This is a genomic window from Rhodoferax sp. LS1P39, from assembly GCF_056521425.1.
Map to the genome: position 1 here is coordinate 35,001 of NZ_JBWMAV010000015.1, position 25,790 is coordinate 60,790.

The window sequence follows — 25,790 nt, forward strand, 5'->3', positions numbered from 1 at the left end:
TCAGTTGGGGGTGGGCAGGTCGTTGCAGATCTTCACCGGCCACGAGGCCTGCGCATAGTTCACGCCACAGGGGCGCCCGGTGCGGTCGTACACCGTCAGGCTGAAGGTGTAGACACAGCAGGCACCGCGCGGCGTGGCAAAGTCGTCGGGCACAAAGTAGGGCAAGAAGGCTTTGCATGCCGGGTCGATGGCGCGCAGGTCAAACATCGCCAACAGGCCGATCACCTGCGGCACGGTGGGCACGCCGCAGCGGGTGCCGGGGTCGCCGACCCGGCTGGTGCCGTGGTAGCAGGCACCGCCGGGGCCGGGCACCGGGATGCTGATGCCCGAGCCGCCCTGCTTGGTGACCGACACCACGTAGTAGTCGAAGTTGTCGTTCGGCCGGGTCAGCGGCAAGAACTCGTCGATGTACTCGTCGTAGGCAATGCCCGACACCGGCAGGCTCCACGGCACGCTGCAGTCTGGTGGCTGGGCGAACTGGCTGACGAACAGGTCGGCGCACTGCGGCACGGCATCGATGCGGATCAGCGCACTCAGCGGCTTGTTGTCCAGCCAGACGCGCTGGGTATCGCAGTAGGTGCCGCCCAGCGTGTCTTCCACCAGCAGGCGGATGGTGTAGAGGCCGCTGAGCTGGCAGCCGCCGATGTTGCTGGACCAGCCCGAGGGCGACAGCAGCGCCTGCGGGTCGTTCAACAGGCACCAGGGTGGGAAGGGCACCGGCACCAGGCAATCGGCCGTCCAGTAGGCGGTGAGCACCGAGGTGTCGGTGCGCATGTTGATGGCCCGGTACTGCGCCGCCGTGCTGAACTCCACCGACCAGAAGTTGCTCCAGCCCGGCGTGGTGCAGTCGGGCTCGAACCCGGCCTTGTAGTCCAGCGTATAGCGCTTGATCTTCAGGCTGTCGTCGCAGCCGCCGATGCTGGCTGCGCCCAGTACCGCCAGGCAGGTGCCAAACGAGGCCTCGAAGGTGCCCGCCGGGCGGCCACACAGCGCAGGCAGGTTGTCGATGAGGCGCGCGCCCGGGTCGGTCCAGGGTGCGTCCAGCGCGGTGCTGCCGCCGATGCCGAGGATGCGCACGTCCTTTTTGAACACCGAAAACACCGTCTGGCAGGGGATGGTGGACTGGTTGGAGCCCAACACCGTGACCCGCACAAAGTAGGTGCCCGCGTTCAGCAAGGTGGTGTTGAGGTAGCCCAGCAGACCGCCCACCACCGGGCTGCTGCCCTGCACCGTGTTGCCCGGAGGCACGGGTGGGTAGACGAAGTTGGCCGCATGCCAGACCGCGCCGTTCAGCGACCATTCCAGCACGTAGTGGCTAAAGCCCAGGCCTGCCGCCGTGCCGGTGATGGGCACCACCATGGCCGGAATCAAGGCGTTGACCTCTTCGGCCACGCAGCCGTCTGGCCCGGTCAGGGCGCATTGCAGCGGGCGGAAACATTCGCGCAGGCAGCGCCAGTAGCTGCGCGCGCAGCGGGCTACATCCACCAGGCTGCGGGCACGGGCCAGGCAGCAGCCAAAGCGGATGGCGCACAGGCACCAGCAGCGGCAGAACCAGAACCAGGGCTGGGCGCTGTGCTCCTTGAACGCGGCGGCCCCCAGCAGGGCCTGGGCGGTGTCCACCGTCAGCAGCCGCTCGAACACGGCGGCGGCTTCTTCCTCGCCCTCCTGGCAATCCACCTGGCCGCCGTCAATCGCCTCGGGCAGGCCTGCGGTGAAGTCCACCGTGGCCAGCTGGTCCGACAGGTAGGGCCGGTAGGCCTTGGCCAGGGCAGCGATCAGCGTGTCCAGGTCCTTGCGCTCGGTGGCGCTGAGCCTGCCGGGCGTGACCGGTGTGCCCAGCACCTCGCGCACGCACAGCCAGTAACGGTACAGGTAGTAGGCCGACAGCCGGAAGCTGCGCGGGCGGCGGCATAGCAGCCAGCCAAAGATGATGCAGCAGCGGATGTGCAGCAGGCACCAGCGCCAGTTGTCGGTAGGGCCCAGCAGTTCGCGGGCCTGCGCAGGCAGCAGGGCCAGGGTGGTTTTTTCATCGGCAAAACGGCTGAACAGGCGCTGCGCCATGGCGATCTCGGCCTCGCAGTCGGGCTCTTGCTGGCTGGCCTCTTTGGCCAGGGCCTGCAGGTCGTTGGCGCGCTGCAGGTCCTCTTCCAGGATGGGCCGGTAGACACCCACCAGGGCCTCCAGCACCTGCTGGAACTCGGGGTTGTCCGGGCTCGGATCGTTCGGGTCGGTATCGCGCAACGCAGCATCGTGGGTGGAGTTAGCGGGCATGGTGGTCTCCTGTATTGGACCCTTTATGGGCTGGATTCAATATAGGAGCCAGGCCAAAAACCGTGTCCACCAATTTGGGGATAAACGCAGCAGCGGGGTGATTGCTCTGTTTTTAGTAGCTGCTTGTGCTTATTCCATAGGCGCAGGCGGCCTATTGGGCTCGAAATTTTTTACGGTGTGCCAGGGTTATGGGTTGGTGGGGTCAGCACTTGTTGGGCCCAGCGCGGCAGCGGCTCCACCAGCGCCTTGACCAGCTCACCTTCGCAAAGCGCTACCAATTGGGGTCCACCTTCCTCGACATCCCGCGCCTCGAAAAGATAAGCCACGGTGGCGAGGCGAACTGCCTGGCACAAGTTTTCCAGCGTACGCGGGTAGCGGGCCAAAACCCGCTCGGGCGGCACGGCATGGCCGCCCTCGGCAACCCTGCCGCGCACACGGGCCAACAGGCGTTGGGGGTCGTCCAGGGCCACCACATACAGCGCTACCACGTAGCCGTACGCCACGGCCTCTTCTATCAACGCCAGCTTGGATGCGTGCGAGAAAACGGTTTCGCTGGCAAAGGAGATACCGGCCTCCAGCGCGCTTGCGCGGCGGGTATCGGCCCATTCGCGGGCGGCGAGTGAGCGCTCTTGGGGGTCACTGATGTGTTGTAGTTGGTCGCGTTCAAAAATATCGGCGTTGATGAAGGGCAGGTCTGCGCCAACGATGCCGTCGCGTACCAGCGCCCGGTACAGCGTGGATTTTCCCGCACCGTTGGGCCCGGCCAGCAGGTGGAAAACGGGCTGCATGGCCGGTGGAAGAACTAGGATTCCTGGGACAGTGCGCGGTTCTCTGCCACTACTTCGCGTACCCGCTGCGCCAGCGAGCCGCTGGTGTCGGCTGCCAGCAAACGGCTAGTGAGCTCTGCCACCGTATGGGCCTGCCGCGCCTTGCGGGCCGCCGCCTCATAGCCTTCGATCGCGGTGCGCGCCTCTTGCACGGTCAGGCCGGAATGTTCGGCCACACGGCCCAGGGTGGCCCAGTATTCGATCTGGCCCGCCACCGAGCGGCGCAGTGGCTGGGCGGCCTCGCGGGCTTGCTGCACCAGCGTGGCGGGGAGTTTGACTGACGCGAAGGCGGTAGACATGGTGGATCTCCTATTTGGCGCATTTTGCGCCATATTGCGCCAAAGTGTTTACAGGGCTTCACCCCGCTTGAACCGCTCCGTCGCCGCCACCAGCGCACTGGCAATGCCAGGCTCAAACGCGGCGTGGCCTGCATCTTCCACCACCTGGAACGATGCTTCCGGCCAGGCCTGGTGCAGCGCCCAGGCCGAGCAGGGCGGGCACACCGCGTCGTAGCGGCCCTGGATGATGACGGCGGGCAGGTGGCGGATGCGGTCTACGTTGCAGATGAGCTGGTTGTCGGTAAAAAACGCACCGTTGCGCATGTAGTGCGCTTCCAGCCGCCCCACGCCCAGCGCCACCGCGTCGGCACCAAATTGCTCGGCCACCTCGGGGCGCGGCAGCAGGTGCAGGCAACTGCCCTCGTAGCGGCTCCAGGTGCGGGCGGCGGCCAGGTTCTCGGTGGGGTCGTCGCTGAACAGGCGCTGCACGTAGGCCGCCAGCAGGTCGCCGCGCTCGGCCTCGGGGATGTGGGCCGCAAACGCCGCATGCTCCTGGGGAAAGAAGTGCCGGATGCCGTTCAGGAACCAGTCGATCTCAGACGGCGTGCACAGGAAGATGCCGCGCAGCACAAAGCCGGTGCAGCGCTCGGGGTGGGTTTGCCCATACGCCAGCGCCAGGGTGGACCCCCAGGAGCCGCCAAACACCAGCCACTGCGCAATGCCCAGCATCTGGCGCAGTTGCTCGATGTCTTGCACCAGCAGTTGCGTGGTGTTGTTGCGGACCTCGCCCAGCGGGGTGGATTGGCCCGCGCCACGCTGGTCGAACAGCACGATGCGGTAGTGGGCGGGGTCAAAAAACTGCCGGTGCTTGGGCGACAGGCCCGCGCCCGGCCCGCCGTGCAAAAACAGCACCGGCACGCCCTCGGGGTTGCCGCATTCTTCCCAGTACAGGGTGTGGATATCGTCCACTGCCAGGGTGCCGGTGCGGTAGGGCTCAATGGGCGGGTAAGGCTGGGGCATGGGTTACTCCTGTTTTAATAGCTGCTTGCGCTTATGGAATGGGCGCTAGAGGCTTATTTTGCTTGAAATTTGGTGCGCAGCCCGGTGCAGGTGGGCAATGCAGTGGCGGATGGCCGGAGACACCACCGCGTCGCTGCGCACGATGGCACCCACGGTGAGCGGCAGGCCGCCCTCGGCCACCGGCACCACCGACAGAAACGCTGCGGCCATGGGGTGGGTGGCGATTTGCTGCGGCATCAGGCCCACAAAATCGCCGCTGGCCACCAGCGACAGCAGTGCCAGGGTGGAGTTGACCACCGCGCCCACCGGCGGTGCCTGCAGGCCGTGGTGTTCGAACAGCAGCTTGGCGTAGCCGGTGTCGTTGGACGCGCCGGTGTACACCCACTTGGCCGTGGCCAGTGCGTTCAGCGAGGTGGCCTGCGCCCGCGGGCTACCCCGGCGCACCACCACCACCATGCTGGTTTGCAGTAGCGGCTCCACAATGAATTCACCCGACGACAGCCCCGTGGGGATGCCGCTGACCGCAATGTCTACATGCCCGGCGCGCAGGCGTTGCATCTGGGCCTGGTAGAGCTCTTCGCTCACGCGCAGCTGGATGTCGGGAAACTCGCGGCCAAAGGTGCGCAGGGTTTCGGGGATCAGCAGCATCACCGCCAGCGGCACCGCGCCAATGTGCAGCGTGCCCACCATCTGGCCGCCGAGCTGGCTGATCTCGTCCACCGCCGTGCCCAGCTCCTTGCACACCGTGAGCGCCCGGGCGTACAGGGCCTTGCCCTGGGCGGTGGGCACCACGCCCTTGGAGGTGCGCACCAGCAGGGTGGTGGACAGCTCCAGCTCCAGTTCACGGACCATCTTGGTCATGGCCGGTTGCGACAGTTGCAGGCGGCGGGCGGCGCTGCGCAGGCTGCCTTCGTCGATGGTGGCGATCAGGGCGCGCAGGGTGGCGAGCTTCATGGTGGACCCCTGGGTTGCGATAACGGCAGGTTATCACGGGCCTGAAATCAACATCTCCCCAAAACGCGGCGCGCTTCGCACAATCCGCCCCGCAAAGAGTCCTTTCCAGGCGCGATGGTCGGCCTGGCATCCAGATTTTGAGCGCACTATTTTTTCACCACAAAAACACCCCTCAGGGTGGAGGAGACATTCATGGCATTCAAACTTACACGCCGCTCGTTGATGGCTGCGATGCCCTTCATGGCTACCAGTGGCGGCCTGCTGGCCGGCTGCGGTGGCGGCGATGACGCAGCGGCGGTCAGCGCCGAAGACACCGCGCTGAAGTTCGACGCCAGCACCTACACCACCGTCAACCTCACGCTGGACGGCGTGGCGTTGAAGGTGCGCCAGTACCGCCGCGTGTACGTGGCCAAGCCCATCAAGATGGCGCTGACCCAGCAGTCGTTCGGCTCGACCACCACCACCACGCTGGCCGACCCGTATGTGTACCAAACCATGTTCATCTCGGTGGCCGAGGACCTGGTGGCCGACCAGACCAAGCCGATCTACGTGGTGGTCAACAACTCCGGCTGGATGACCAGCGCCGTGGCCACCACCGTGACCGAGGGCCGGGCGTTGGTGAGCACCAGCGACACCGATGCCATTGGCGCGGCCCTGAAGGCCGGGTTTGTGGTGGTCAACCTGGGCACCCGCAGCCGGGGCGCGCGCGCCGAAGATGGCCGCTGGGCAGGCAAGTCCCCGGCCCCGGTGGTCGATACCAAGGCCGCCATCCGCTACCTGCGGCTCAACGACAGCCTGCTGCCGGGCAATACCAACCGCATCATCCTCACCGGCACCAGCGGCGGTGGCGGGCTGACATCGGCTGTGGCCGCCAGCGGCAACAGCGCCGACTTTCTGCCGTATCTGGCCGATATCGGCGCAGCGGGCATCCAGGGCACGGGCAGCACGGCCACCAGCACCCTCAAGGACGATGTGTTTGCGGCGGTGGCCTATTGCCCGATCAACAACCTGGGCAACGCCGATGCCGGCTACGAGTGGGAATACAACGCCACCCGCACCGATGCCAACACCGGTGCCCTGGGCGGCGTGGCCTACTCGGCGGGCCCACAACCCGCCGCGTCCACCGCGATTGCCGGTACGTTTGCGGCCTACCTGAACGGCCTGGGCCTGACCCGCGAAGACGGCTCGGCACTGACCGCCACCAATATGCGCGACAGCACCCAGGCTTTCCTGAAAAAGGAAATCGAAGCCCAGCTTGCCAAGGGCACAGCTGTGCCCGCGCTGGGGGCGAACTTCACCATCGGCGGGGTGGCGTACCTGAACGACTGGCTGACCGTATCGGGTATCACGGTGTCCAGCATCGACTACCCCAAGTACCTGGCCTTCGTGACCAAGATCCGCGCGCTCAAAACCGTGGTGGCCTTCGACCCGGTGGGCGTGACTGGCAACCCCAACATCAGCGGCGAATCCACCCTGTTTGGCTCCGACTACTACGGCTACTCCAACTTCACCGCCTGGAGCTGGGCCAACAACGCCGTGAAGGGCGACGGCTCGGGCGTGGACGACACCGGCCTGGCCTGGGATGCGGCTCTGGCCAACACCAGCAACAAACTGGCCACCCAGCTCAAGCTGATCAACCCGATCGCCTACCTCAACACCACGGCCGACACCGCACCGTACTGGTATGTGCGCCACGGCATGATCGACCGCGACACCGCGTTCGCCATGCAGACCCTGCTGTACTACGCGATCAAAAAAGACGCGTCGGTGAAAGAGGTGGACTTCAAGTACCCCTACCTGGTGCCCCACAGCGGCAACTACGACGTGCAGGAAGCCTTTACCTGGATCAAAGCCAAGCTGGCCGCCAACCCCTGATTCCCTGACTCCCGCGCAAGACTTTCAAAGGAGCCTCCATGGCCCGCATCATCGGCGGCATCGCCGTCTCGCACACCCCCACCATCGGCTTTGCCGTCGACCGCGACAAGCAAACCGACCCGGTGTGGGCCCCCATCTTCGAGGCGATGGAGCCGGTCAAGCAATGGCTGGCGGATGTCCAGCCGGATGTGGCCATCGTCACCTACAACGACCACATCACCTCGTTTTTTCTGGACCACTACTCGGCCTTCGCGCTGGGCGTGGGCGAGCGCTACGCGGTTGCCGACGAGGGCGGCGGCGCGCGCGACCTGCCGGGCATAGACGGCCACCCCGCGCTGGCCGCGCACATCGGCCAGTCGCTGGTGGCCGAGGAGTTCGACATGTCGTTCTTCCAGGGCAAGCCGCTGGACCACGGCTGTTTTTCGCCGCTGTCGGTGCTGTGGGAGCATGGGCAGGGTTGGCCGGTGCGCATCGTGCCGCTGCAAATGGGGATTTTGCAGTTCCCGGTGCCCAGCGCCCGGCGCTTTTACAAGCTGGGCCAGGCCTTGCGCCGCGCCATCGAGAGCTATCCGCAAGACCTGCGCGTGGTCATCGTGGCCACGGGTGGCCTGTCGCACCAGGTGCACGGCGAGCGCGCGGGCTTCAACAACACGCCCTGGGACATGCAGTTTCTGGAGCTGTTCGAGAACGACCCCGAGCGCCTGGCCTCGCTCACCCACGCCGAACTGGCCGAGCTGGGCGGTGTGGAGGGGGCCGAGGTGATGATGTGGCTGACCATGCGCGGCGCCCTGTCGTCCCAGGTGCGCAAGCTGCACCAGGCCTACTACCTGCCGTCCATGACCGGCATCGCCGCCGCGGTGTACGAGAACCTGGCCGGGCCGGTGGTTGCGGGCGAGGTGGAGCGCCACCGCCAGGCCATGGCCGTGCAACTGGCCGGGGCCGAGCGCCTGCAGGGCTCCTACCCCTTCAACCTGCAACGCAGCGTGAAGGCTTTTCGGCTGAACACTTTTCTGCACGGCCTGGTTGTTCCCGCCCAGCGCCAGCGCTTTCTGGCCGACGCTGCCGCCTGCATGGCCGAGGCGGGCCTGACGGCGGAAGAATGCGGTCTGCTGCAGCGGCGCGACTGGCGCGGGCTGATCCACTACGGCGTGATTTTCTTTCTGCTGGAGAAGCTGGGTGCGGTGCTGGGCGTGTCCAACCTGCACATCTATGCCGCCATGCGCGGCGAGACGCTGGAGGTATTCCAGCAAACCCGCAACGCTCCCAACGCCCTGTACTCGGTGGCCGGTGGTGGTGCCGCGCCGCCATCCTGGGATACACCTGCAACATCTTGATTGCTCTGTTTTTTATAGCTTCTCGTGCTGGAGGAATAAGCACGGGAGGCTGATTTTTTATAAATTTCCAGACCTACCACCGATGCGCAACTGGAACGCTTTGTTACTTTGATACATGGGCAGTACATGTGTATACGGCCATACGATGTTTCCCACTTCCTGCAAGCCTGAGGGGCTAAAACTTGCAGAAGTGCTCAGCGGGTCTGCCCGGGTAAATCACCCCTGCATCCGCCCATGGAGGGACACATCGATGGGACTTTTGCAACAACTACTGCGCACCAAGGGCATTGAAAAAGACGACCCCGGCCACGGCAGCGGCGGCCTGGACCGCTCGCTGGGTTTGTTCTCGCTGGCCATGATGGGTGTGGGGGCCACCATCGGCACCGGCATCTTCTTTGTGATGGCCGAAGCCGTGCCCAAGGCCGGGCCTGCAGTGATGCTGGCGTTTATCCTGGCCGGTATCACCGCTGGCCTGACGGCGCTGTGTTACGCCGAACTGTCGTCGTCCATCCCTGCATCGGGCTCGTCATATTCGTATACCTACGTGGCGCTGGGGGAGCTGGTGGCGTACATCGTGGCGGCTTGTCTGATGCTGGAATACGCGCTGGCGGCCAGTGCCACCTCGATCGGCTGGTCGGGTTACCTGAACAACTTTTTAAGCAACGCCTTCGGAGTGTCCATACCCGAGGCCTTGCGCAGCCCCATGCTGGTCAGCGGCCCGCAGGGGCTGGAGATCCACGCCGGGCGCATCAACCTGCCGCCCATCATTTTGGTGGTCTTGTGCTGCTTTCTGCTGCTGCGGGGTACCAAAGAATCGGCCACGGCCAACGCGGTGATGGTGATCACCAAGCTGGCGGTGCTGCTGTTCTTTTGCGTCGTCGCCTACTCGGGCTACAACAGCGCGAACTTCACCCCGTTTTTTAACGACAGCGGCTGGCACGGCGTGACGGCAGCGGCGGGCACGGTGTTTTTCTCGTTCGTGGGCCTGGACACGGTGGCCACGGCGGGCGGCGAGGTCAAGAACCCCCGGCGCAACGTGCCGCTGGGCATTTTGCTGTCGCTGGTGGTGGTGACCATTGGCTACCTCGCCGTGGCATTTACCGCGCTGGGGGCGCAGCCTGCGGCGCAGTTCAAAGACCAGGAGGCCGGTTTGTCGCTCATCCTGCAGCAGGTCACGGGCACAACCTGGCCGTCCATCGTGCTGGCCGCCGGGGCGGTGATTTCGGTGTTCAGCGTCACACTGGTCACCATTTACGGCCAGACGCGCATTTTGTTTGCCGTGAGCCGCGATGGCCTGATTCCGCAGACCTTCCAGCAGGTCAGCCACCGCACCCTGGCCCCGGTGAACAACACCGTCATCGTCTGCATTCTGGTGGGCTTGGTGGGGGGCTTTGTGGACTCCACCTACCTGTGGGACATGGTGAGCATGGGCACGCTGGTGGCGTTTATTGCGGTGTCGGCCAGCGTGCCGGTGCTGCGGGCCAAGGGCCTGGACGACCCGCGTGGCAACTTTCGCGTGCCGTTTGGCCCGTACCTGATTCCTGGCCTGAGCATTGCGGCCTGCCTGTACATCATCCGCGACCTGTCGGCCACCACGTTCACCGTGTTTTTCATCTGGATTGCGGTGGCACTGGTGGGCTACTTTGCCTACGGCATGCGCCATTCCAAACTGCGCGGTCAAGAGGCCCCGCAGGCCGCAGGCCGCTCCAACTTGCGCGGAGGCCGTCCATGAAGACGCTGGTAGTGGGCTTTACCCCCGACCCGCGTGGCGAAGAGGCGCTGGTGCTGGCCAAAACCCTGGCGGGCGCGGGTGACACCGCCATTCTGGTCTGCGTGGTCACCCCCGAGGTGTGGGGTTACCCGTCGCTGGCCAACGTCGACCAGGAGTACGGCAAGTTCTTGAACGAATACGCCATTGCGGCCATGGCCCAGGCACGGGCCGCGCTGGGCGATATTCCCCACCTGCGTTTTGAGCGGGTGAGCGCCCGCTCGGCCACGGTGGGCCTGACCCAGCTGGCCGAGCGCGAACAGGCCCACATGGTGGTGCTGGGCTCGGCCCGCAGCGGCAGCGCCATCGGCCGGGCCGCACTGGGCGGGGTGAGCGAGGAAATCCTGCACCTGGCCAGTGTGCCGGTGGCCATCGCCCCCAGCCACTACACCGGGGCCGCCCGCCCCAGCCGCATCACGGTGGCCTATTCGGGCGGCGACGCGGCCCGCAGCACCGTGCTGCATGCGCTGGGCCTGGCGGGGGCTTTGGGCGTGCCCTTGCGGCTGGTGAGTTTTGCGGTGCGCGACCGGCAAATGTTCCCGCCGCTGGCCGGTGGCGGGGCCGAAGACGTGGTGGTGGCCGGCTGGGTCGAGCAGGCCCAGGCCGGGCTGGACATTGTGCGCGGGCAAATTGCCGTCACCGGCTACCCGGTGCAAACCGAGGTCAGCGTAGGCCCCGACTGGGACACCGCCATGGCCGGTGTGGGCTGGTTGGACGGCGAGTTGCTGCTGCTGGGCTCCAGCCGCCTGGGGCCGCTGCAACGGGTGTTCTTGGGCTCCAACGCCGCCAAAATTCTGCGCGCCGCCCCGGTGCCCGTGGTGGTGCTGCCGCGCCAGAGCTGAGCATAATCCGCACACCATGCGCTTTCCCACTACCGTCCTGGCTGCCTGCCTGCTGGTGGCGTGCAGCACGCCACCGCCGTCCACCCCGTCCATGCCATTCGACCCTCACCGTTACCAGACCCAGCAGCTCACGGTGGAAGGCCAGGCCTTCACTGTGCGGGCCTACGAGAACCTCACCACCGTGGCCCGCCCGGTGGAGGCGGCGTACCAGGCCATCAACATCTACGTGCCAGAGGCCTATTTCCACGGCGAGTCGGTGGGCCCGTTCACGGCACAGACCGCACCTATCTTTTTGCCCAACCAGATTGGCGGCTACATGCCCGCCAAGCCCGGCACGGCGACGGGCCGCGCCGGGCCACCCGGTGAGAGCGCGCGGGCCAGCACCATCGCCGTGGCCCTCTCCAAAGGCTATGTGGTCGCCTCGCCCGGCGCACGGGGCCGCACCTCTGCCACCGGCAAGGCCCCGGCGGCCATCGTTGACCTGAAAGCCGCCGTACGCTACCTGCGTTTTAACGATGCGCGCATGCCCGGCGATGCCGAAAAAATCATCTCCAACGGCACCAGCGCGGGCGGCGCGATGTCGGCCCTGCTGGGGGCCAGCGGCAACAGCCCCGACTACGCCGCCGACCTGGCCGCCCTGGGCGCTGCGGACGCGCGCGACGACATCTTCGCCGTCTCGGCCTACTGTCCCATCACCAACCTGGAGCATGCCGACAGCGCCTACGAATGGCTGTTCAACGGGGTGAATGACTACAAGAAGATCGACATCTCCATGCTCGACTTCCAGGTGCAGCGCAAAGAGGTGGCGGGCAGCCTGGGGGCCGAGCAGATCCGCCTGTCTTCTGCGCTGAAAGCGCAGTTCCCCGCCTACCTCAACAGCCTGGCGCTGCGCAGCCCGCAAGGTGGGCTGCTGGCGCTGGACAGCTTCCAGGCGTACGTCAAGTCGCTGGTCATCGCATCCGCTCAGACTGCTCTGAACCAGGGAGCCGACCTGTCCAGCCTGGCCTGGCTGACTGTGCAGAACAAGGTGGTGCGCGACCTGGACTGGGATGCCTATGTGCGCTATGCCGGGCGCATGAAGCTGCCGCCCGCTTTCGACGCGCTGGACCTGGGCAGTGGTGAGAACCAGCTCTTCGGCACGGCCAGCATCGACAAGCAACACTTCACCACCCTGGCCACCCAGCGCAACACTGCGCCAGGGGCCACCCAGGCCGACGCGCAGACGTTGAAGCAGATGAACGCCATGGCCTATATCGGCGCAGCCAGCACCTCGCGCCACTGGCGCATCCGCCACGGCACCAAAGACCGCGACACCTCGCTGGCGATTCCGGTGATTTTGGCTACCCGCTTGCAGAACCAGGGCTACGCGGTGGACTTCGCGCTGCCCTGGGATGTGCCCCACAGCGGCGACTACGATCTGGCCGAGCTGTTCGCCTGGATGGCGCGGATCAGCACCGCGCCGTAACCGGTTGACCCAGCCCGGCCCCCAACGATCGGTGGATGCTCAGTTGATCGTCAGCCGCTGCACGCTGTTACTGGCCTTTTTGGGCAGGGCCACGCTCAGCACGCCGTCCAGGTACTGGCACTGGGCCTGGCTGGCATCCACCTCTTGCGGGAGCTGGAAGCTGCGGGCTACTGCGCCAAAGGTGCGTTCGCTGCGCAGGGTGCGGGCATCTTTGCGCTGGTCTTCCTGCTTGATTTCGGCGCGCAGGGTGACGGTGCTGCCCTCTACCGACACCTGGATGTCCTCTTTTTTGACCCCGGGCAACTCGGCCACCACGTTGTAGGCCTGCGCGTCTTCTTGCACATCGACCTTGATCTGCGCGGGCGAGGGCAGCGGGTCGCCGTGCAGGGGGCGGATGAAGAAGCCGGGGGCCAGGTCGGTGAAAAAGTCGTCAAACAGGTTGTTGCTGCGGCTTGTCATGGCATTCATGTCGTTCTCCTGAATAAATGGTTGATAAGCCGGTGGCGCGCTCTGCAAGCCACCGCATCCACCAATTAATGTCCGCCGCCACAGATTTCAAGAGCTGCCTGCGCGGTGCCCCAGCGTAAAAGCTTCCTCAAACACCGAGTACCCCGCCCAGTCGCTGTGTGCATAGGCCAGGCGCTGCGGTTTTCGTAGCTGCTCACGCTGATGGAATAAGCGATGGAGGCCGATTTGGCTTGAAACTGCTGGGGTGGGTATGGCCATGGCGTGCCCATAGCGGGTAATGTCCATGCGGGTGGCTTTGGCGGCCAGATCCGGGTGGGCGGTGGCCAGCTCGGCCAGGATCTCGTCGCGCCAGGCGGTCCACGGTTTTTCCAGCAGTTGTTGGCGGCCATTGGGCACATCGCCCAGCGCCCGGTAGTAGGTCAGCACCGTGGCCCCGGGCACGGGCAGCAGGCTTTGGTGCATGGCATCCACGTAGCCCAGGCCCGCTGTGTTGTAGAGCACGTTGTCCCAGCTGGGGGCCGGGCCGGGGCGATCAAACAGCGGCTGGGCGATGTGGATATTGGCTACCAGCCAGGGTGCGTAGGTGGTGCGGGCGGCGGCCTGGCGCAAAAAGTCTGGCGGGTTCTGCACCACCCGCGCGGCCACAAACACCGGTAGGGCGATGATGGCCCGGCGGGCCTGCCAGTGCACCACCGCCTGGGTGGCGGTGTCGAACACGTCCACCTCCACGCCCTGGCGGGTCTCGGCGATGCGCAGTACCACCTGGCCGGTGTGCAGCCGGTCGGCCAAGGGCGCGGCCAGGCGCTGGGTCAACCAGCCGTTGCCCTCGGGCCAGGTGAGCACGCCGCCCTCGCGTTCGCCGCCGTCGGCTCCCGGCGCGTGGAAGCCGTGGCGGCTGGCGAAGTAGTGGATGCCCGCCCAGGCCGACACGGTGGCCGTGCCCGCGCCGTAGTCGTCGCGGCAGCAGTAGTCCAGGTACCAGCGCAGGTGGGGGTCATCCAGCCTGTGCTGGTCGAGGTATGCTGCGAAAGTGATAGCTGCTTGCGCTTGTTGAATGGGTGCTAGGGGCCGATTTGGCATAGGAATCGTCCAGCGGGCCTGTTGCCGAAGTTGCGCCACCAGCGCGGCAAACTTCTGGTACTGCGCCAAGGTGGCCGCGCCCACGCCCTGCACCGGCAGCAAGCCGTCTTGCCACGCGCCGTGCACAAAAAGCCGCTCTTGCGGGCTGTGGCACAGGTGGCGTTCGTCAAAGACCCAGCGCCCCGCCACGCGCTGGCGCACGCCCAGTTCTTCCAGCAGGTTTTGCACATCCGGCGCATCGTCGCCGGGTACCGGCAGGTAGTGCGCGCCCAGCGGGCAGGTAATGCCGCCCACCGCGCCGCCCCGGCTGTTGCCGCCCGCGCGGTCTTCCAGTTCCAGCAGGGCGAAGTCTTCAATGCCTTGCAGCCGCAAGGCCCGCGCCGCCGCCAAACCGGCCACGCCACCGCCCGCAACCAGCACGTCGGTACGGCGGGTGGTGGAGGGTACAGGCCAGGCGCGCGCCTCCCGCAAACCATGGCCGCGTTCCAACGCGATGCCGGTGAAGCCGCCGGTGATGTCATGGGTGGGCGCGCAGCCCAGCAGGGGCAGTGTGGTGCTGGCGAGGAAGTGGCGGCGGTGCATCAATGGGGGCCGTGCTTCAACAGGGCGGTTTTCGTGCGCTGCGACAACCACCGGCTGACCGGGTCGCGCAGACCGCGCCGGGTGGCCCAGCGGGCCGCGCACACCGCTACCCACCAGGCCGTTATCGCCAGTGCCAGGCTGGGGGCGGTGGCGCCTTCCAGGCTTTGCAAAGCGGTGCGGCCCAGCACCAGCGCCAGCGACAGCAGCAGGTACATCGCCAGGGTTTGCTGCCCCGCCGGGGCCAGCCAGGTCACCCAGCGCGGTGGGGACGGGTGGCGGTGCTGGTAGCGCATGCACCAGCCCACAGCGGCAGCGGCCAGCCAGATGCCGGGCAGGCCCATCAGCACCGTGGCCAAGCCCAACTGCGTGGTATCGGCCTGGCCCAGCGCATGCAGCCGCACGGTGGCCAGGGCCAGGCCCAGGTTCAGCGCCAAGGCCAGCACCAGGTGCATGGGGCCCAGGTGGCGGCGCCAGAACTGGCGGGCATAGCGCCGCCTGCCCAGCAACCCGAACCGCCGCGCCAGCATGCCCGCCACCGTCAGCCACAGCAGCATGGGCAGGAAAAACAACACCGAGCCCACTTGCGCCCACAGATAGGCATCGGCATTGGCCACCATGAAGTCCCACGGCGTGGGCGCGTGCATCAGCACGATCGGCGTGGGTTGTGCATCGCTGGGGGCGTATTGCGCCAGCCACAGGCTGCCGACCAAGGCCAGCAGCATCGCTATGGCCAGTACCGTGGTGTGCCGCCAGATGCGCAGCAAGCGGGCAGGCCGCACCAAAGCCCACCGGGCGGCCCAGCCGCCGCACAGGGCATACATGGTGAGGATGTCGCCAAAGTACAGCAGCGCGCCATGGAGCACGCCGACCAGCAGCAATGCGCGGTAACGCGCCCGCAGCCCCCGCCATACGTTGTGGCCCGCAGCGCGCAGCCGCAGCGCCATATCGCCCAGGCTGAAGCCCAGCAAAAAGCACAGCACCGACCAGGCCTTGCCCTGCACCAGGCCTACCAATAGGCCGTGCAGCACCAGCGCCAGGGGCGCACCGGCAGGCAGCGGCCCACCCACGGGCTGGGGGTAGTCGGGGGCCTGGGCATAACCTACCGCGTTGACGATAAAAACCCCCAGCAATGCCAGCGCCCGCAAGGCATCGGCCCAGGGGTTGCGCAGGCTGCGGGCGGCTGTCGCCATGCCGCCACTGCAGCCCAGGGCCCAGCCGTCTGCCGCCTTACCGGGACTCGCTGAGCCGGGCATCTTTGGGGTAGCTGACTTCGTAGGCGGCGCTGAAGCGGGCGGTGGTACCGGCCTCCAGGCGCTGGCTCCAGAGCGCTACGCCGGGCTGGTCGCGCCAGGCGGTGGTGGTGGGCTGCGGATCCAGGGTGGCTTTGATGCTGACGTTCTCGTCCACCGCGACCGGGGTGGCTTCCAGCACCTGCAGTTGCACGGCGCTGCGGTGGCGGTTCTCAATGCTGTAGCTGCGCGATTGGGTGCGCACGGCGCGGCTGCCCACAAAGCCTGCGGTGGCCTGCATGTTCTTTTGCGGATCGACCTGCACCCGCACCAGCTCGTCGCGGCCCAGCGACAGCGTCAGCGGGCCGCTGTCGGGGGTGCGCAAGGTGTCGGTGCCGACAAACGCGCCGTCTCGGTACAACTGCAACGGCCCCGTGGGCCACACGCCCTCGGGCAGCGCCAGCTCGGCCACCAGCCAGGCGCTGGCATCGCGGCTGGGCGTGGTGCGGGCAAACAACTGGGCGGTGGCCTCCACCCGGCCCAGTGCCAACGCCACCCGCTGGCCGTTGCTGGGTACGTCGATGGCCTGCGGCACGCTGAATTCGGTGGCGAAGGCATTGTTGAACACACCCACATCGAACAAGGGCGGGTTGACTTTTTTCGCGTACACCATGGGTACTAGGGCCGCCGCAGCCATAGGCCGCGCAAGCATGCCGGTGGTCTGGGGCTGTGGCGGCGGCTGGATGCCGATCTGCCACGGCTGGGGCACCGGGCCGGTGGTGCCCTGGCGCGGTTGCCCGGTGGACAGGCGCAGGCGCACGCCCTGCCAGTTCTCCCCGGTGGCCTGGGCCACCAGCGCTTGCCGCTCCAGCCGCACCTGGCGGGTGGCGGTATCGAGCAGGGCGCGGTAGCTGGGGGTCCAGCCGGGGCCCTGGATCTGGTAGCTCAGGCGCACCGGCGCATCGGCGGGTGTGTTTACCGTGACGGCCACGCGCAGCACCCGGTCCAGGCCCTCCTGGTTGCGGGTGCGCTCGGCCAGCAGCGGTTTGAGCTGGCGGTCCAGGTCCTCTTGCAGGCGCAGGATCTGGGCTTGGCGCAGCAGGCCGTCTTGCCCGGTGCGGCGCAATGCGTCGGCCACGGCCACAATGGTTCTGGGGTCGGTGGCGGCGCGGTTGGCACCCGCTGCGGACTCGGGGTTGGAGAGGGTTTTGAGGTAGTTTTGCACCAGGTTCTGGGCATCGTTTTCTGCACCGAGCTGGCTCTTTTTATCCTCCAGTTCGCGGATGCGTGCATCCAGCGGGCTGGTGGCGCAGCCCAGCGCCGCACCGTCTTGCACCTCTACCGACAGCTCGCCCACCTGCACCGAGGCATCCGCCGCCACCGCCAGGCTTTGCACCTCCAGATCACCGGGCAGGCAGGCAAACACCAGCTTGTGGCTGCCCGCCGCCGCGCGGGCGACCCGCTCGACCTTGGCGCTGCCGGGGTATAGGGTGACATCGGTGATGCGGCTGCTGGTGGGCGTATCCATTGCCGTCTGGGCCGCCAGCGGCAGGCCTGCGCAAGCCAGGGACAGGCCTAACAGGGCACCGAGGCGATGAGGGAAATGGGCGTGGAGGGTCATAGTTTGTAGAGCGCTATAGGGGGCCGACTGCGCATCTGCCCGGCATACCGGATGGCGTGCGGGTGCTAGGAGGCGGCTGCTCGCCAGTATAGGCAGCGACCGCCCGGAACTATCGCCCCCCGCCGCACTCCCACCCCGCCATGACCCGCCGCCACCTCTTCCAAACCGCCCTGGCCTTGATCGCCGCCCACCCCCTGGCCCAGGCCGCAGCAGCCGCTGCCCAGCCGCCCGCGCGCGGCAAGATGCCGGTGCTGTTTATCGGCCACGGCTCGCCGATGAATGCACTGCGCGACACGCCGTTCACCCGGCACCTGGCGCAGCTGGGGCGCGAGCTTCCGCGGCCCCGGGCGATTCTGGTGGTGTCGGCGCACTGGGCGGCCGAGCAGCCGATGCTCAGCGCCACCGCGCAGCCCGAGACGATCTACGACTTTGGCGGATTCCCCCAAGCCCTGTACCAGGTGCGTTACCCCAGCCCCGGCCAACCCGCGCTGGCCCAACAGCTTGCCCGCAGCCTGCCGAATGCGGCGGTGGATACCCAGCGCGGCCTGGACCACGGAGCCTGGACGGTGCTGCACCATCTGTATCCCAAAGCCGACATCCCCGTGCTCCAGCTCGCCATGCCCGCCCGCATCCGTATGGATGAGCATGTGGCCCTGGCAACCGGGCTGAGGGCGCTGCGGTCCGAAGGCGTGCTGATTCTGGCCAGCGGCAACATCGTGCACAACCTGCGCCTGACCAACGAGGCCCCCGGTGCCAAGGCCTATGACTGGGCGCAAGAGTTCGACGGCATGGCCGCCGAGGCCTTGCTGCAGCGCGATATGCCCACTCTGCTGGCGCAGGACAAAGCCAAGCACCCCCTGTGGCGCATGGCCCATCCCAGCATTGAACACTACGTGCCCCTGCTGTACGCCCTGGGGGCCAGCACCGAGGCCGACAAGGTCAGCTTCCCGTTCCAGGGCTTTGAGGAGGCCTCGCTGTCGATGCGCTCGGTGCGGTTCGGGTAGGCTTGCGGCTTTACCCTAAGCCAAGCCATGTTGAACCTTGTCCGTACCGTCCAGACCGTGGACGCGCATACCGGTGGCGAGCCGCTGCGCATCCTGACCTCCGGCCTGCCTGCCGTGCCCGGTACCGGCATTCTGGAAAAACGCGCCTGGCTCAAAACCCACCGCGACGACTTGCGCCAGTTTTTGATGAACGAGCCGCGCGGCCATGCCGACATGTACGGTGCCTACCTGCTGCCGCCCACCACGCCCGGTGCCGATTTTGGCGTGATCTTCATCCACAACGAGGGCTACAGCGACATGTGCGGCCACGGCATCATTGCCCTGGGTAAGGTGCTGGTGGAGTTGGGTTATGTGCAGCGCACCAGTCCGCTGACGCGCATCGGTTTTGACGCACCGGCGGGCTTCATCGAAGCCTTTGTGGAGTGGGACGGCCAGCGCGCGGGCAAGGTCACGTTCAAGAACGTGCCGGCCTTTATCTACCTGCGCGACCTGGAGGTGGACACGCCCAGCTTTGGCCGGGTGCGCGGCGACATCGTGTTTGGCGGGGCGTTTTACTATTACCTGAATGCCGAGCAGGCGGGCCTGACGGTAAAGCCTGAACTGGTCCGTTCGCTGATCCAGTTGGGGGCCGAAACCAAGGCGGCGGTGATTGCCCAGGTGAAGATCCAGCACCCGCTGGAGCCGGGGCTGGACCAGCTCTACGGCAGCATCATCGACAGCGCCCCAAACTGCGAGGGGGTAGACCAGTCCAACGTCTGCGTGTTTGCCGACCGCGAGGTCGACCGCTCGCCCACCGGTACCGGCACTTCGGGACGGGCGGCGCAACTGTTTTTGCGCGGGCAATTGCCGCTGGGGCAGACCTATGTAAATGGCAGCATCGTGGGCAGCCAGTTCGAGGTCAAGGTGACGCAGGCGGTGAAGGTGGGCGACTTTGACGGCGCGCTCACCGAAGTCACCGGCAGCGCCCACATCATGGGCCACCACCAGTGGGTGCTGGAAGAGCTGGACCCGTTCCCCACCGGATTCTTTTTACGCTGAAAGCCGCTATGCAGATACTCAACGCCGAACAGACCGCCCGCGCCTTGCCCTACGCCCAACTGGTGCCCGCCGTGGCCCAGGCCGCACAGGAGCTGGCGCAGCAGCAGATCAATGCCCCCGAGCGCCTGGTGGTGCCCATGGCCGAGGGCGGTGTGCTGCTGGCCATGCCCGCTGTGGCGCACGACCTGAGCGTCACCAAGCTGGTCACCGTGCACCCGCGCAATGCCGTGCACAGCCTGCCGGTGATCCAGGGCGAGGTCGTAGTGATAGACACCGCCACCGGCCGCCGCCTGGCCCTGCTGGACGGCCCCACCGTGACCGCCCGCCGCACGGCTGCCGTCACGTTGCTGGGCATCCAGACGCTGGCGGAGCACAAGCCCGCTTCCGCCCTGCTGATCGGCACCGGTGCCCAGGCGGCCGCCCATGCGGATGCGCTGGTAGAGCACCTGGGAATCGCCCAGTTCTGGGTGGCGGCCCGCAGCCTGGCATCGGCCCAGGCGTTTTGCACGGCGCTGCAGCTTCGCCATCCACAGGTACAGGCGCAGGTGGTGGACGATCTGGACCGCGCCTTACCCACCACCGACCTGGTGCTGGCCTTGACCACCTCGCGCACCCCGGTCATTCCCGCGCACATCGCTGCCCACACCCTGGCCATCGGCGTGGGGGCTTTCAAGCCGGACATGGCGGAATTCCCCCCTGCGCTGCTGCACAGCCGCCAGATCGTGGTGGACGACCTGGGCGGCGCACGGCACGAAGCGGGCGACCTGCTGCAAGCGGGCGTGGACTGGAGCCAGGTGCGTTGCCTGGCATCGGTGCTGGCCACGTCCTTGCCGCCATCCAAGTTGGCCCCGGTGTTCAAAACCGTGGGCCAGGCGGCTTGGGATTTGGCCGCGGCACGCGTGGCGGTCGGTTTTATTTAACGCGCGGCAACCCGCCCCCACTCCGCCTCGTACGTCGTCACCAGCACCTGGTTCGACAGGCGGTTCACCTCGGTCGGTACGCGGGCCATGTCCAGCGGGAAGTCGAACAGCGCGGGCAGGCTGTGGGGGCTCAAAAAGCGCAGGCCATCGGGCAGGGTGGTGGGCAGGCGGTACGGGCGGCGGCTGGCGATGGTGAAGCCCCATTCGCCAAAACTGGGCACGTGGGCGTGGTAGGGCGTGGCGGTCAGGCCCACGGACTCGATGGTGGTCGCAACGGTCCAGAAGCTGCGGCGGGCCACCAGGGGCGAGGTGGTCTGGATGACGGCGTAGCCACTGGCCGAGAGGCGCTGGTCGAGCAGGCTGTAGAACGAATTGGTGTAGAGCTTGCCGATGGCGAAGTTGGTGGGATCGGGGAAGTCCACCACAATCACGTCGAAGGTCTCGGTGGTGGTTTGCAGCCAGTTGAACGCGTCGGTGTTGACGGTGTGCACCTTGGGGGACAGTAGCGCGCCGCCGTTGAGCTGCACCAGGGCGGGCTGCTGGCTGAACAGGGTGGTCATGGCCGGATCCAGCTCGACCAGTGTGATGCTTTCCACGCCGGGGTATTTCAAGATTTCGCGCACCGCCATGCCATCGCCACCGCCCAGCACCGCCACTTTTTTGGGCGCACCCTGGGCCGACATCACCGGGTGCACCAGGGCCTCGTGGTAGCGGTATTCGTCGCGCTGGGCAAACTGCAGATTGCCGTTCAAAAACAGCCGGTAGCCCGCCTTGCCCTCGCCCGGCCCGTGGGTGAGCACGATGCGCTGGTAGGGCGAGGTGCTGGCAAAAACCACCCGGTCCTGGTAGAGCTTGTCTTCGGCCCAGGTGGTGATTTGGTCGGCGGCGGCCATGCCCGCGGCCAGCGCGGCCAGTGTGAAAAAGCAGGCCAGCACATGGGCCCTGAACTGGCGCAGCTCGTGCCGAAACAGCCACAGCGCCCACAGCGCCACGGCGGCGTTCATCAGGCCAAACAGCAGCCCGGTGCGGATCAGGCCCAGGTGCGGCACCAGCAGCAGCGGAAACGCCAGCGACACCGCCAGCGCGCCCAGGTAGTCGAAGGTCAGCACCTGCGATACCAGGTCCTTCAGGGCCACGTTGCGCTGCAGGATGCGCATCACCAGCGGAATCTCCAGCCCCACCAGCGTGCCCACCAGCACCACCAGGCTGTACAGCAGCGGGCGAAAAGCCCCCGGCATATAGGCGTTTGCTATAAAAAGAAGAGCTGGTAGCGCCCCACCGATAAGCGCTACCAGCAGTTCTATGCGTAAAAAGTGGGCGGGCAGCTGGCGCTCAAAAAACCGCGACAGATACGAGCCAATGCCCATGGCAAACAAGTACGTGCCGATGATGGTGGAGAACTGCAGCACCGAGTCGCCCAGCAGGTAAGACGCCAGCGCCCCCGCGGCCAGCTCGTACACCAGCCCGCAGGCCGACACCACAAACACGCTGGCCAGCAGCGCCACCTCGACCGGGCGCGGCCCGGCGTTCTCAGTCCGCATCAGTGGATAGCTGCCGCCACGATGATGCAGATGCCCAGCGACATGGCGGCCACCACCAAGGCCAGCGCCAGGTTTTGCTTTTCAATGATTTCTTCCCACAGCTTGTAGGGCGTGAGCTTGTCCATCAGCACAAAGCACAGCCCAAAAATTGCCACGCCGATGAGCGCGTACACGATGGAGCCCATGACGACTCCGGCCTTCAACCATTCGATTTCCATGGGGATCTCCTTCAAAAATTATTTATGGCCGCCACCGCTGGAGAACCCGCCGTACGAGCCCCCCGAGCTGCGGCTGCTGGACGAACTGGAACTGCAGTTTTCGACATTCGGGTCGCAGTCGCGGCGGCTGCTCAGCACAATCACCAGCAGCACCACGACCACGATGATCCACATGATCGTCTTCGGGGCCATGTTGGCGCCGCCCATGCCCAGCGGGCTGGCATCGCTGCGTTTGAGCAGGTCTTTTTTACCCTCCAGCTTAAAGGCCGTGGCCACCAGGGCGCTGTCGATCTGGCTGCCCACTGACCAGGTCACTTCCTGGGCCGACTGCTCCATGGACAGCAGGCTTTTACCGCTGGCGAAGTCGCGGTTGCTGGTTTTTTGGCCGCGCTGCACCTGCCAGTAGAACTCGCCCAGCACGTAGCTGGTCTCGGCGTTGTAGCTTTCCTTGAGCTGGTAGCGGCTGCCCAGGTAGGTGGCGCTTTGGCCGCTGCCCGCCATCTCGGGCGCGCCGGTGGCGGGCTTCACCAGGCTCCAGCCCTCGGTGCTGTCCACCAAAAACAAAAAACCGCGCTGGGCGTTGAAGAGCAAATACTCTTCCCAGCCAAACTGCTCGTCATCGCCCGGCGCGGTGCCCATGCGGTGCTGGAAGCCCACCACCTGCCAGTCCACGCCCTGCAGCTTGCCGGTTTGCCCCAAGGCGATCAGCGGCTGCACCGGGTCGTCCTGCGCGGCGTGGCGCAGTTCGCCGCCGATGCCACTGCTTAGATCGATCAGGCTGTGGCAGGCCCCGCAGGTGATGCTTTTGCTGCTGGCCAGCTTGACGGACACCGGTGCGCCGCAGCTGGGGCAGTCGAACTGCCGGCCTTTCTCGTCTTTGACGGAATCCGAGCGCAGGCCCGTCAGTTGCAAATCCTCCAATAGCACCGCCGTGCCGATCGACAGGCTGGGGGGCCGCGTGCCGTAGTCCACGCTGAGCACTTCGCCCGCCGCGCTGCGCAGCTCGACCATGGCAAAGGGCTCGCCCAGCGCGGGCAGGTGCGGCAGCTCGCCCTGGGCGGAAATCAGCGACACCGTCTGGTTCGATGCCACGCTGAAGGTTTTGCCATTGATGGCGGTGGTGGCCCCCACGCGGAACTGCTCGGCCATCGGCAGGGCGCGCTGGGCCAGCAGCGGGGTGGTGAAGACGTAGGCGCCGTTGTCTTCGCTCAGGAAGGCGCTGGTGCCGTCGGCGCGCACCGCATGCCATTCTGTCCAGGTGCCCTCGGCGTACTTGTATTGCAGGCGGCCCACCAGGGTGAAGGCCTGTGCTTTCCAGGTGCCGCTGGCCTGCAACTGTAGGGGGCTGTGGTCGTCGAACAGCTCGGCCATCTTGCCGATGCGGGCCAGGGTTTCGCCGCTGCGCACCACCGTGCTCTGGCAGTAGGCGCAGACGGCGTGGGTGGACTGGGCGCTGAGAAAGTCGACCGGCGCGCCGCAGCCAGGGCAGGGCGCGCGGTAGGCGCGTTGGGGGGACGGGGTCGCCACAGAAGCGGTTTAGACGAGCTTTTTGAGGAGTTCCGCTTTCTTGGAATCAAACTCTTCCTGCGTGAGGATGCCCTTGGTTTTGAGGTCGCCCAGCTTCTCCAGCGTGGCCATGACTTCGTCTGGCTTCATGCCCACGGGAGCGGCATTGCCTTGCAAACCGGCTTGCAGGTTCTGCGCCAGTACCTGGCCCAGGGCCACGCCCGCGCCCAGGCCCATGGCATCGCCTGCAATGCCGCCACCACCGCCGCCCGCACCCTCGGCGAACTTGGGGATGGCCTGCGCCGTCTGGTACTGCATGAACTTGCCCATGTCGTTGCCCACCATGCCCATGCCGATTTTCTGGTCCAGCACTTTTTGCAGGTCTTCGGGAAGGGAGACGTTTTGCACCGTCATGCCGTCCAGGTGCAGGCCGATCTTGGCGAATTCGGGCACCAGCTGGATGGTCAGCGCCTGGGCAAACGCGTGCTGGTTGGCGGCCAGGTCCAGGAACGGAATGCCGCTGCTGGCAATCGCGGTGCTGATGTTTTGCAGCACCAGGCCGCGCAGTTGGCCGTCCACATCGGCCACGCCGTACTGCTCGCGGGTGCCGGAGATTTCGGTGTGGAACAGCGCCGGGTCGGCCACGCGGAAGCTGTAGTTGCCAAAGGCGCGCAGGCGCACCGCGCCAAAGTCTTTGTCGCGGATGGTGATGGGCTGGGGCGTGCCCCACTTCTGGTCGATCTGCTGGCGGGTGCTGAAGAAGTACACGTCGCTCTTGAAGGGCGACTCAAACAGTTTGTCCCAGTTCTTCAGGTAGGTCAGGACCGGTAGGGTCTGGGTGGTCAGCTTGTAGGTGCCGGGGCCAAACACGTCGGCCACCTGGCCTTCGTTCACAAAAATCGCCACCTGCGAGGCCCGTACGGTGAGGGATGCGCCGTTCTGGATCTCCATCTCGGCCATCGGAAAGCGCCAGGCGAGGGTGCCGTCGCTGTCCTCCGTCCACTGGATGATGTCTATGAATTGTTTGCGGATGAAGTCCATCAAGGCCATGGTGCGCTCCTGTTGCTAACTGGGTCAGGCATGGTATCCGACCCGGCACCGCCTAATCTCCACCGCCGCCGCAGCCACCGCCGTCGGAGCCTCCGCCGTCGGAGCCTCCGCCGTCCGAACTGCTATCGGCACCGCCAAAGTCGCCGCTGCTACTGTCGCTACTGCTGCTTGCGCCGTCGCTGCTGCTGCCAAAGTCGGCCCCGCAGTAGGCTCCGGCATCGCTTTGCGCGCCTATGTCTTTGCAGTCGGGCGTGTAGCGGTAGCCGCCTTCGATGCCGAACTTGGCATCCAGCGCAAACAGCAGCGGCAGGCGGCTGGGTTTGCGGGGGTTAATGCTTTCTTCCTTGCAGGTCCAGAACCAGGTGCGGCGCAGGCCGTCGTTGTGCTGCCGGTTCTTGCCCATCACCTCGGCGGGCGTGTGGTGCAGCATGCCGCCAAATGCCGCCTGGCACCAGCGCGCATAGCCCTGGGTGTGCAAGATGTAGGCGTGCCAGGCGGTGTCCACCACCTTGGACGGCATGCCCACAAACTGCCGCCCGCTGCGCAAATGCGCCATGAAAAACTGCCGCAGCCCGCGCAGCACCAGCTCGGCATCGCGTGCCTGTAGCCCGGGGTGGGCGGCCAGGATGTGGCTGGTCAAAAAGCGCGGCAGCTCGGCATCGCGGATGAACTGCCTGCGCAAGGCGAGCTCCCAGGACTTGAAGGCCACCTGCAGCAGCAAGCCCATGCCCAGCACCAGCAGCCAGCCCCATCCGGTCTTGAACACGTTCCAGACCGCCCAGGGCAGCAGCACCCACAACAGGCCCCGGCGGGCCCATACCAGGGTATTGATACGTTGGCGCAGGTTCAGGGGTGGTACATGGGGCATACACCCCACTGTAGCCAAAATCCGGTTGCTA

At 66.3% G+C, this 25,790-nt stretch carries 22 protein-coding genes; 8 read left to right on the top strand and 14 right to left on the bottom strand.

Annotated elements, in window-relative coordinates:
- The 5 genes from AC097O_RS19870 to AC097O_RS19890 form a co-directional block, all read right to left on the bottom strand.
- Positions 1–2,271 carry a hypothetical protein gene (locus tag AC097O_RS19870; RefSeq protein ID WP_479594586.1) on the bottom strand — a complete coding sequence of 757 codons (2,271 nt, stop codon included), beginning with the start codon at positions 2,269–2,271 and terminating at the stop codon, positions 1–3.
- Positions 2,272–2,441: 170 nt separating this feature from the next.
- Positions 2,442–3,059: an ATPase gene (locus AC097O_RS19875; RefSeq protein ID WP_479594587.1), complete on the bottom strand. Its 618-nt coding sequence runs from the start codon at positions 3,057–3,059 to the stop codon at positions 2,442–2,444.
- Between the two features lie 14 nt (positions 3,060–3,073).
- Positions 3,074–3,397 (bottom strand): TA system antitoxin ParD family protein, encoded by a 324-nt coding sequence (locus tag AC097O_RS19880; RefSeq protein WP_479594588.1) that lies wholly within the window; start codon positions 3,395–3,397, stop codon positions 3,074–3,076.
- 48 nt (positions 3,398–3,445) lie between these two features.
- On the bottom strand, positions 3,446–4,396 hold the full coding sequence (pip, locus tag AC097O_RS19885; protein ID WP_479594589.1) for a prolyl aminopeptidase: 951 nt from the start codon (positions 4,394–4,396) through the stop codon (positions 3,446–3,448).
- Between the two features lie 45 nt (positions 4,397–4,441).
- Positions 4,442–5,350, bottom strand: coding sequence for a LysR family transcriptional regulator (locus AC097O_RS19890; protein ID WP_479594590.1), 909 nt, complete (start codon positions 5,348–5,350; stop codon positions 4,442–4,444).
- A gap of 192 nt (positions 5,351–5,542) precedes the next feature.
- Between AC097O_RS19890 and AC097O_RS19895 the strand changes: the two genes are divergently transcribed.
- From AC097O_RS19895 to AC097O_RS19915, 5 genes are all read left to right on the top strand, one after another.
- Positions 5,543–7,225, top strand: a complete 1,683-nt coding sequence (locus AC097O_RS19895; RefSeq protein WP_479594591.1) for a subtype B tannase — start codon at positions 5,543–5,545, stop codon at positions 7,223–7,225.
- 38 nt (positions 7,226–7,263) lie between these two features.
- A complete protein-coding gene (locus tag AC097O_RS19900) occupies positions 7,264–8,559 on the top strand; it encodes a gallate dioxygenase (protein ID WP_479594592.1) in 1,296 nt (431 codons plus the stop codon).
- A gap of 250 nt (positions 8,560–8,809) precedes the next feature.
- Entirely contained in the window at positions 8,810–10,291 is a 1,482-nt protein-coding gene (locus AC097O_RS19905; RefSeq protein WP_479594593.1) for an APC family permease, read from the top strand.
- Positions 10,288–11,169, top strand: coding sequence for a universal stress protein (locus AC097O_RS19910; RefSeq protein WP_479594594.1), 882 nt, complete (start codon positions 10,288–10,290; stop codon positions 11,167–11,169). The genes AC097O_RS19905 and AC097O_RS19910 overlap by 4 nt, the downstream gene beginning before the upstream one ends.
- Positions 11,170–11,185: 16 nt before the next feature.
- Entirely contained in the window at positions 11,186–12,634 is a 1,449-nt protein-coding gene (locus AC097O_RS19915) for a subtype B tannase (RefSeq protein ID WP_479594595.1), read from the top strand.
- A gap of 39 nt (positions 12,635–12,673) precedes the next feature.
- On the opposite strand, the gene AC097O_RS19920 is transcribed toward AC097O_RS19915, so the two are convergent.
- The 4 genes from AC097O_RS19920 to AC097O_RS19935 all read right to left on the bottom strand — a co-directional run bounded on the left by AC097O_RS19920 (position 12,674) and on the right by AC097O_RS19935 (position 17,614).
- A complete protein-coding gene (locus AC097O_RS19920) occupies positions 12,674–13,102 on the bottom strand; it encodes an Hsp20/alpha crystallin family protein (RefSeq protein WP_479594596.1) in 429 nt (142 codons plus the stop codon).
- Between the two features lie 87 nt (positions 13,103–13,189).
- Positions 13,190–14,764 carry an FAD-dependent oxidoreductase gene (locus AC097O_RS19925; protein ID WP_479594597.1) on the bottom strand — a complete coding sequence of 525 codons (1,575 nt, stop codon included), beginning with the start codon at positions 14,762–14,764 and terminating at the stop codon, positions 13,190–13,192.
- Entirely contained in the window at positions 14,764–15,954 is a 1,191-nt protein-coding gene (locus AC097O_RS19930; RefSeq protein ID WP_479594598.1) for a DUF418 domain-containing protein, read from the bottom strand. Before AC097O_RS19930 ends, AC097O_RS19925 begins: the two co-directional genes overlap by 1 nt.
- 37 nt (positions 15,955–15,991) lie before the next feature.
- Positions 15,992–17,614, bottom strand: a complete 1,623-nt coding sequence (locus AC097O_RS19935) for a DUF4139 domain-containing protein (protein ID WP_479594599.1) — start codon at positions 17,612–17,614, stop codon at positions 15,992–15,994.
- 140 nt (positions 17,615–17,754) lie between these two features.
- Here AC097O_RS19935 and ygiD point away from each other — a divergent pair, with 140 nt between their 5' ends.
- From ygiD to AC097O_RS19950, 3 genes are read left to right on the top strand one after another with little or no spacing between them, the layout of a single operon-like run.
- Positions 17,755–18,618, top strand: a complete 864-nt coding sequence (gene ygiD, locus AC097O_RS19940) for a 4,5-DOPA-extradiol-dioxygenase (protein ID WP_479594600.1) — start codon at positions 17,755–17,757, stop codon at positions 18,616–18,618.
- Between the two features lie 27 nt (positions 18,619–18,645).
- Entirely contained in the window at positions 18,646–19,656 is a 1,011-nt protein-coding gene (gene lhpH / locus AC097O_RS19945; RefSeq protein WP_479594601.1) for a trans-3-hydroxy-L-proline dehydratase, read from the top strand.
- 8 nt (positions 19,657–19,664) lie between these two features.
- On the top strand, positions 19,665–20,576 hold the full coding sequence (locus tag AC097O_RS19950; protein WP_479594602.1) for a delta(1)-pyrroline-2-carboxylate reductase family protein: 912 nt from the start codon (positions 19,665–19,667) through the stop codon (positions 20,574–20,576).
- On the opposite strand, the gene AC097O_RS19955 is transcribed toward AC097O_RS19950, so the two are convergent.
- From AC097O_RS19955 to AC097O_RS19975, 5 genes are read right to left on the bottom strand one after another with little or no spacing between them, the layout of a single operon-like run.
- Positions 20,573–22,117 (bottom strand): polyamine aminopropyltransferase, encoded by a 1,545-nt coding sequence (locus AC097O_RS19955; protein WP_479594603.1) that lies wholly within the window; start codon positions 22,115–22,117, stop codon positions 20,573–20,575. The two genes, AC097O_RS19950 and AC097O_RS19955, sit on opposite strands and share 4 nt — an antisense overlap.
- Positions 22,117–22,335, bottom strand: coding sequence for a DUF350 domain-containing protein (locus AC097O_RS19960; protein ID WP_315191573.1), 219 nt, complete (start codon positions 22,333–22,335; stop codon positions 22,117–22,119). The genes AC097O_RS19955 and AC097O_RS19960 overlap by 1 nt, the downstream gene beginning before the upstream one ends.
- Positions 22,336–22,353: 18 nt before the next feature.
- Positions 22,354–23,862 carry a DUF4178 domain-containing protein gene (locus AC097O_RS19965; RefSeq protein WP_479594604.1) on the bottom strand — a complete coding sequence of 503 codons (1,509 nt, stop codon included), beginning with the start codon at positions 23,860–23,862 and terminating at the stop codon, positions 22,354–22,356.
- Between the two features lie 9 nt (positions 23,863–23,871).
- Entirely contained in the window at positions 23,872–24,891 is a 1,020-nt protein-coding gene (locus AC097O_RS19970) for an SPFH domain-containing protein (RefSeq protein ID WP_479594605.1), read from the bottom strand.
- Between the two features lie 52 nt (positions 24,892–24,943).
- Positions 24,944–25,759: a glycine-rich domain-containing protein gene (locus tag AC097O_RS19975; protein ID WP_479594606.1), complete on the bottom strand. Its 816-nt coding sequence runs from the start codon at positions 25,757–25,759 to the stop codon at positions 24,944–24,946.
- Positions 25,760–25,790: the final 31 nt, after the last annotated feature.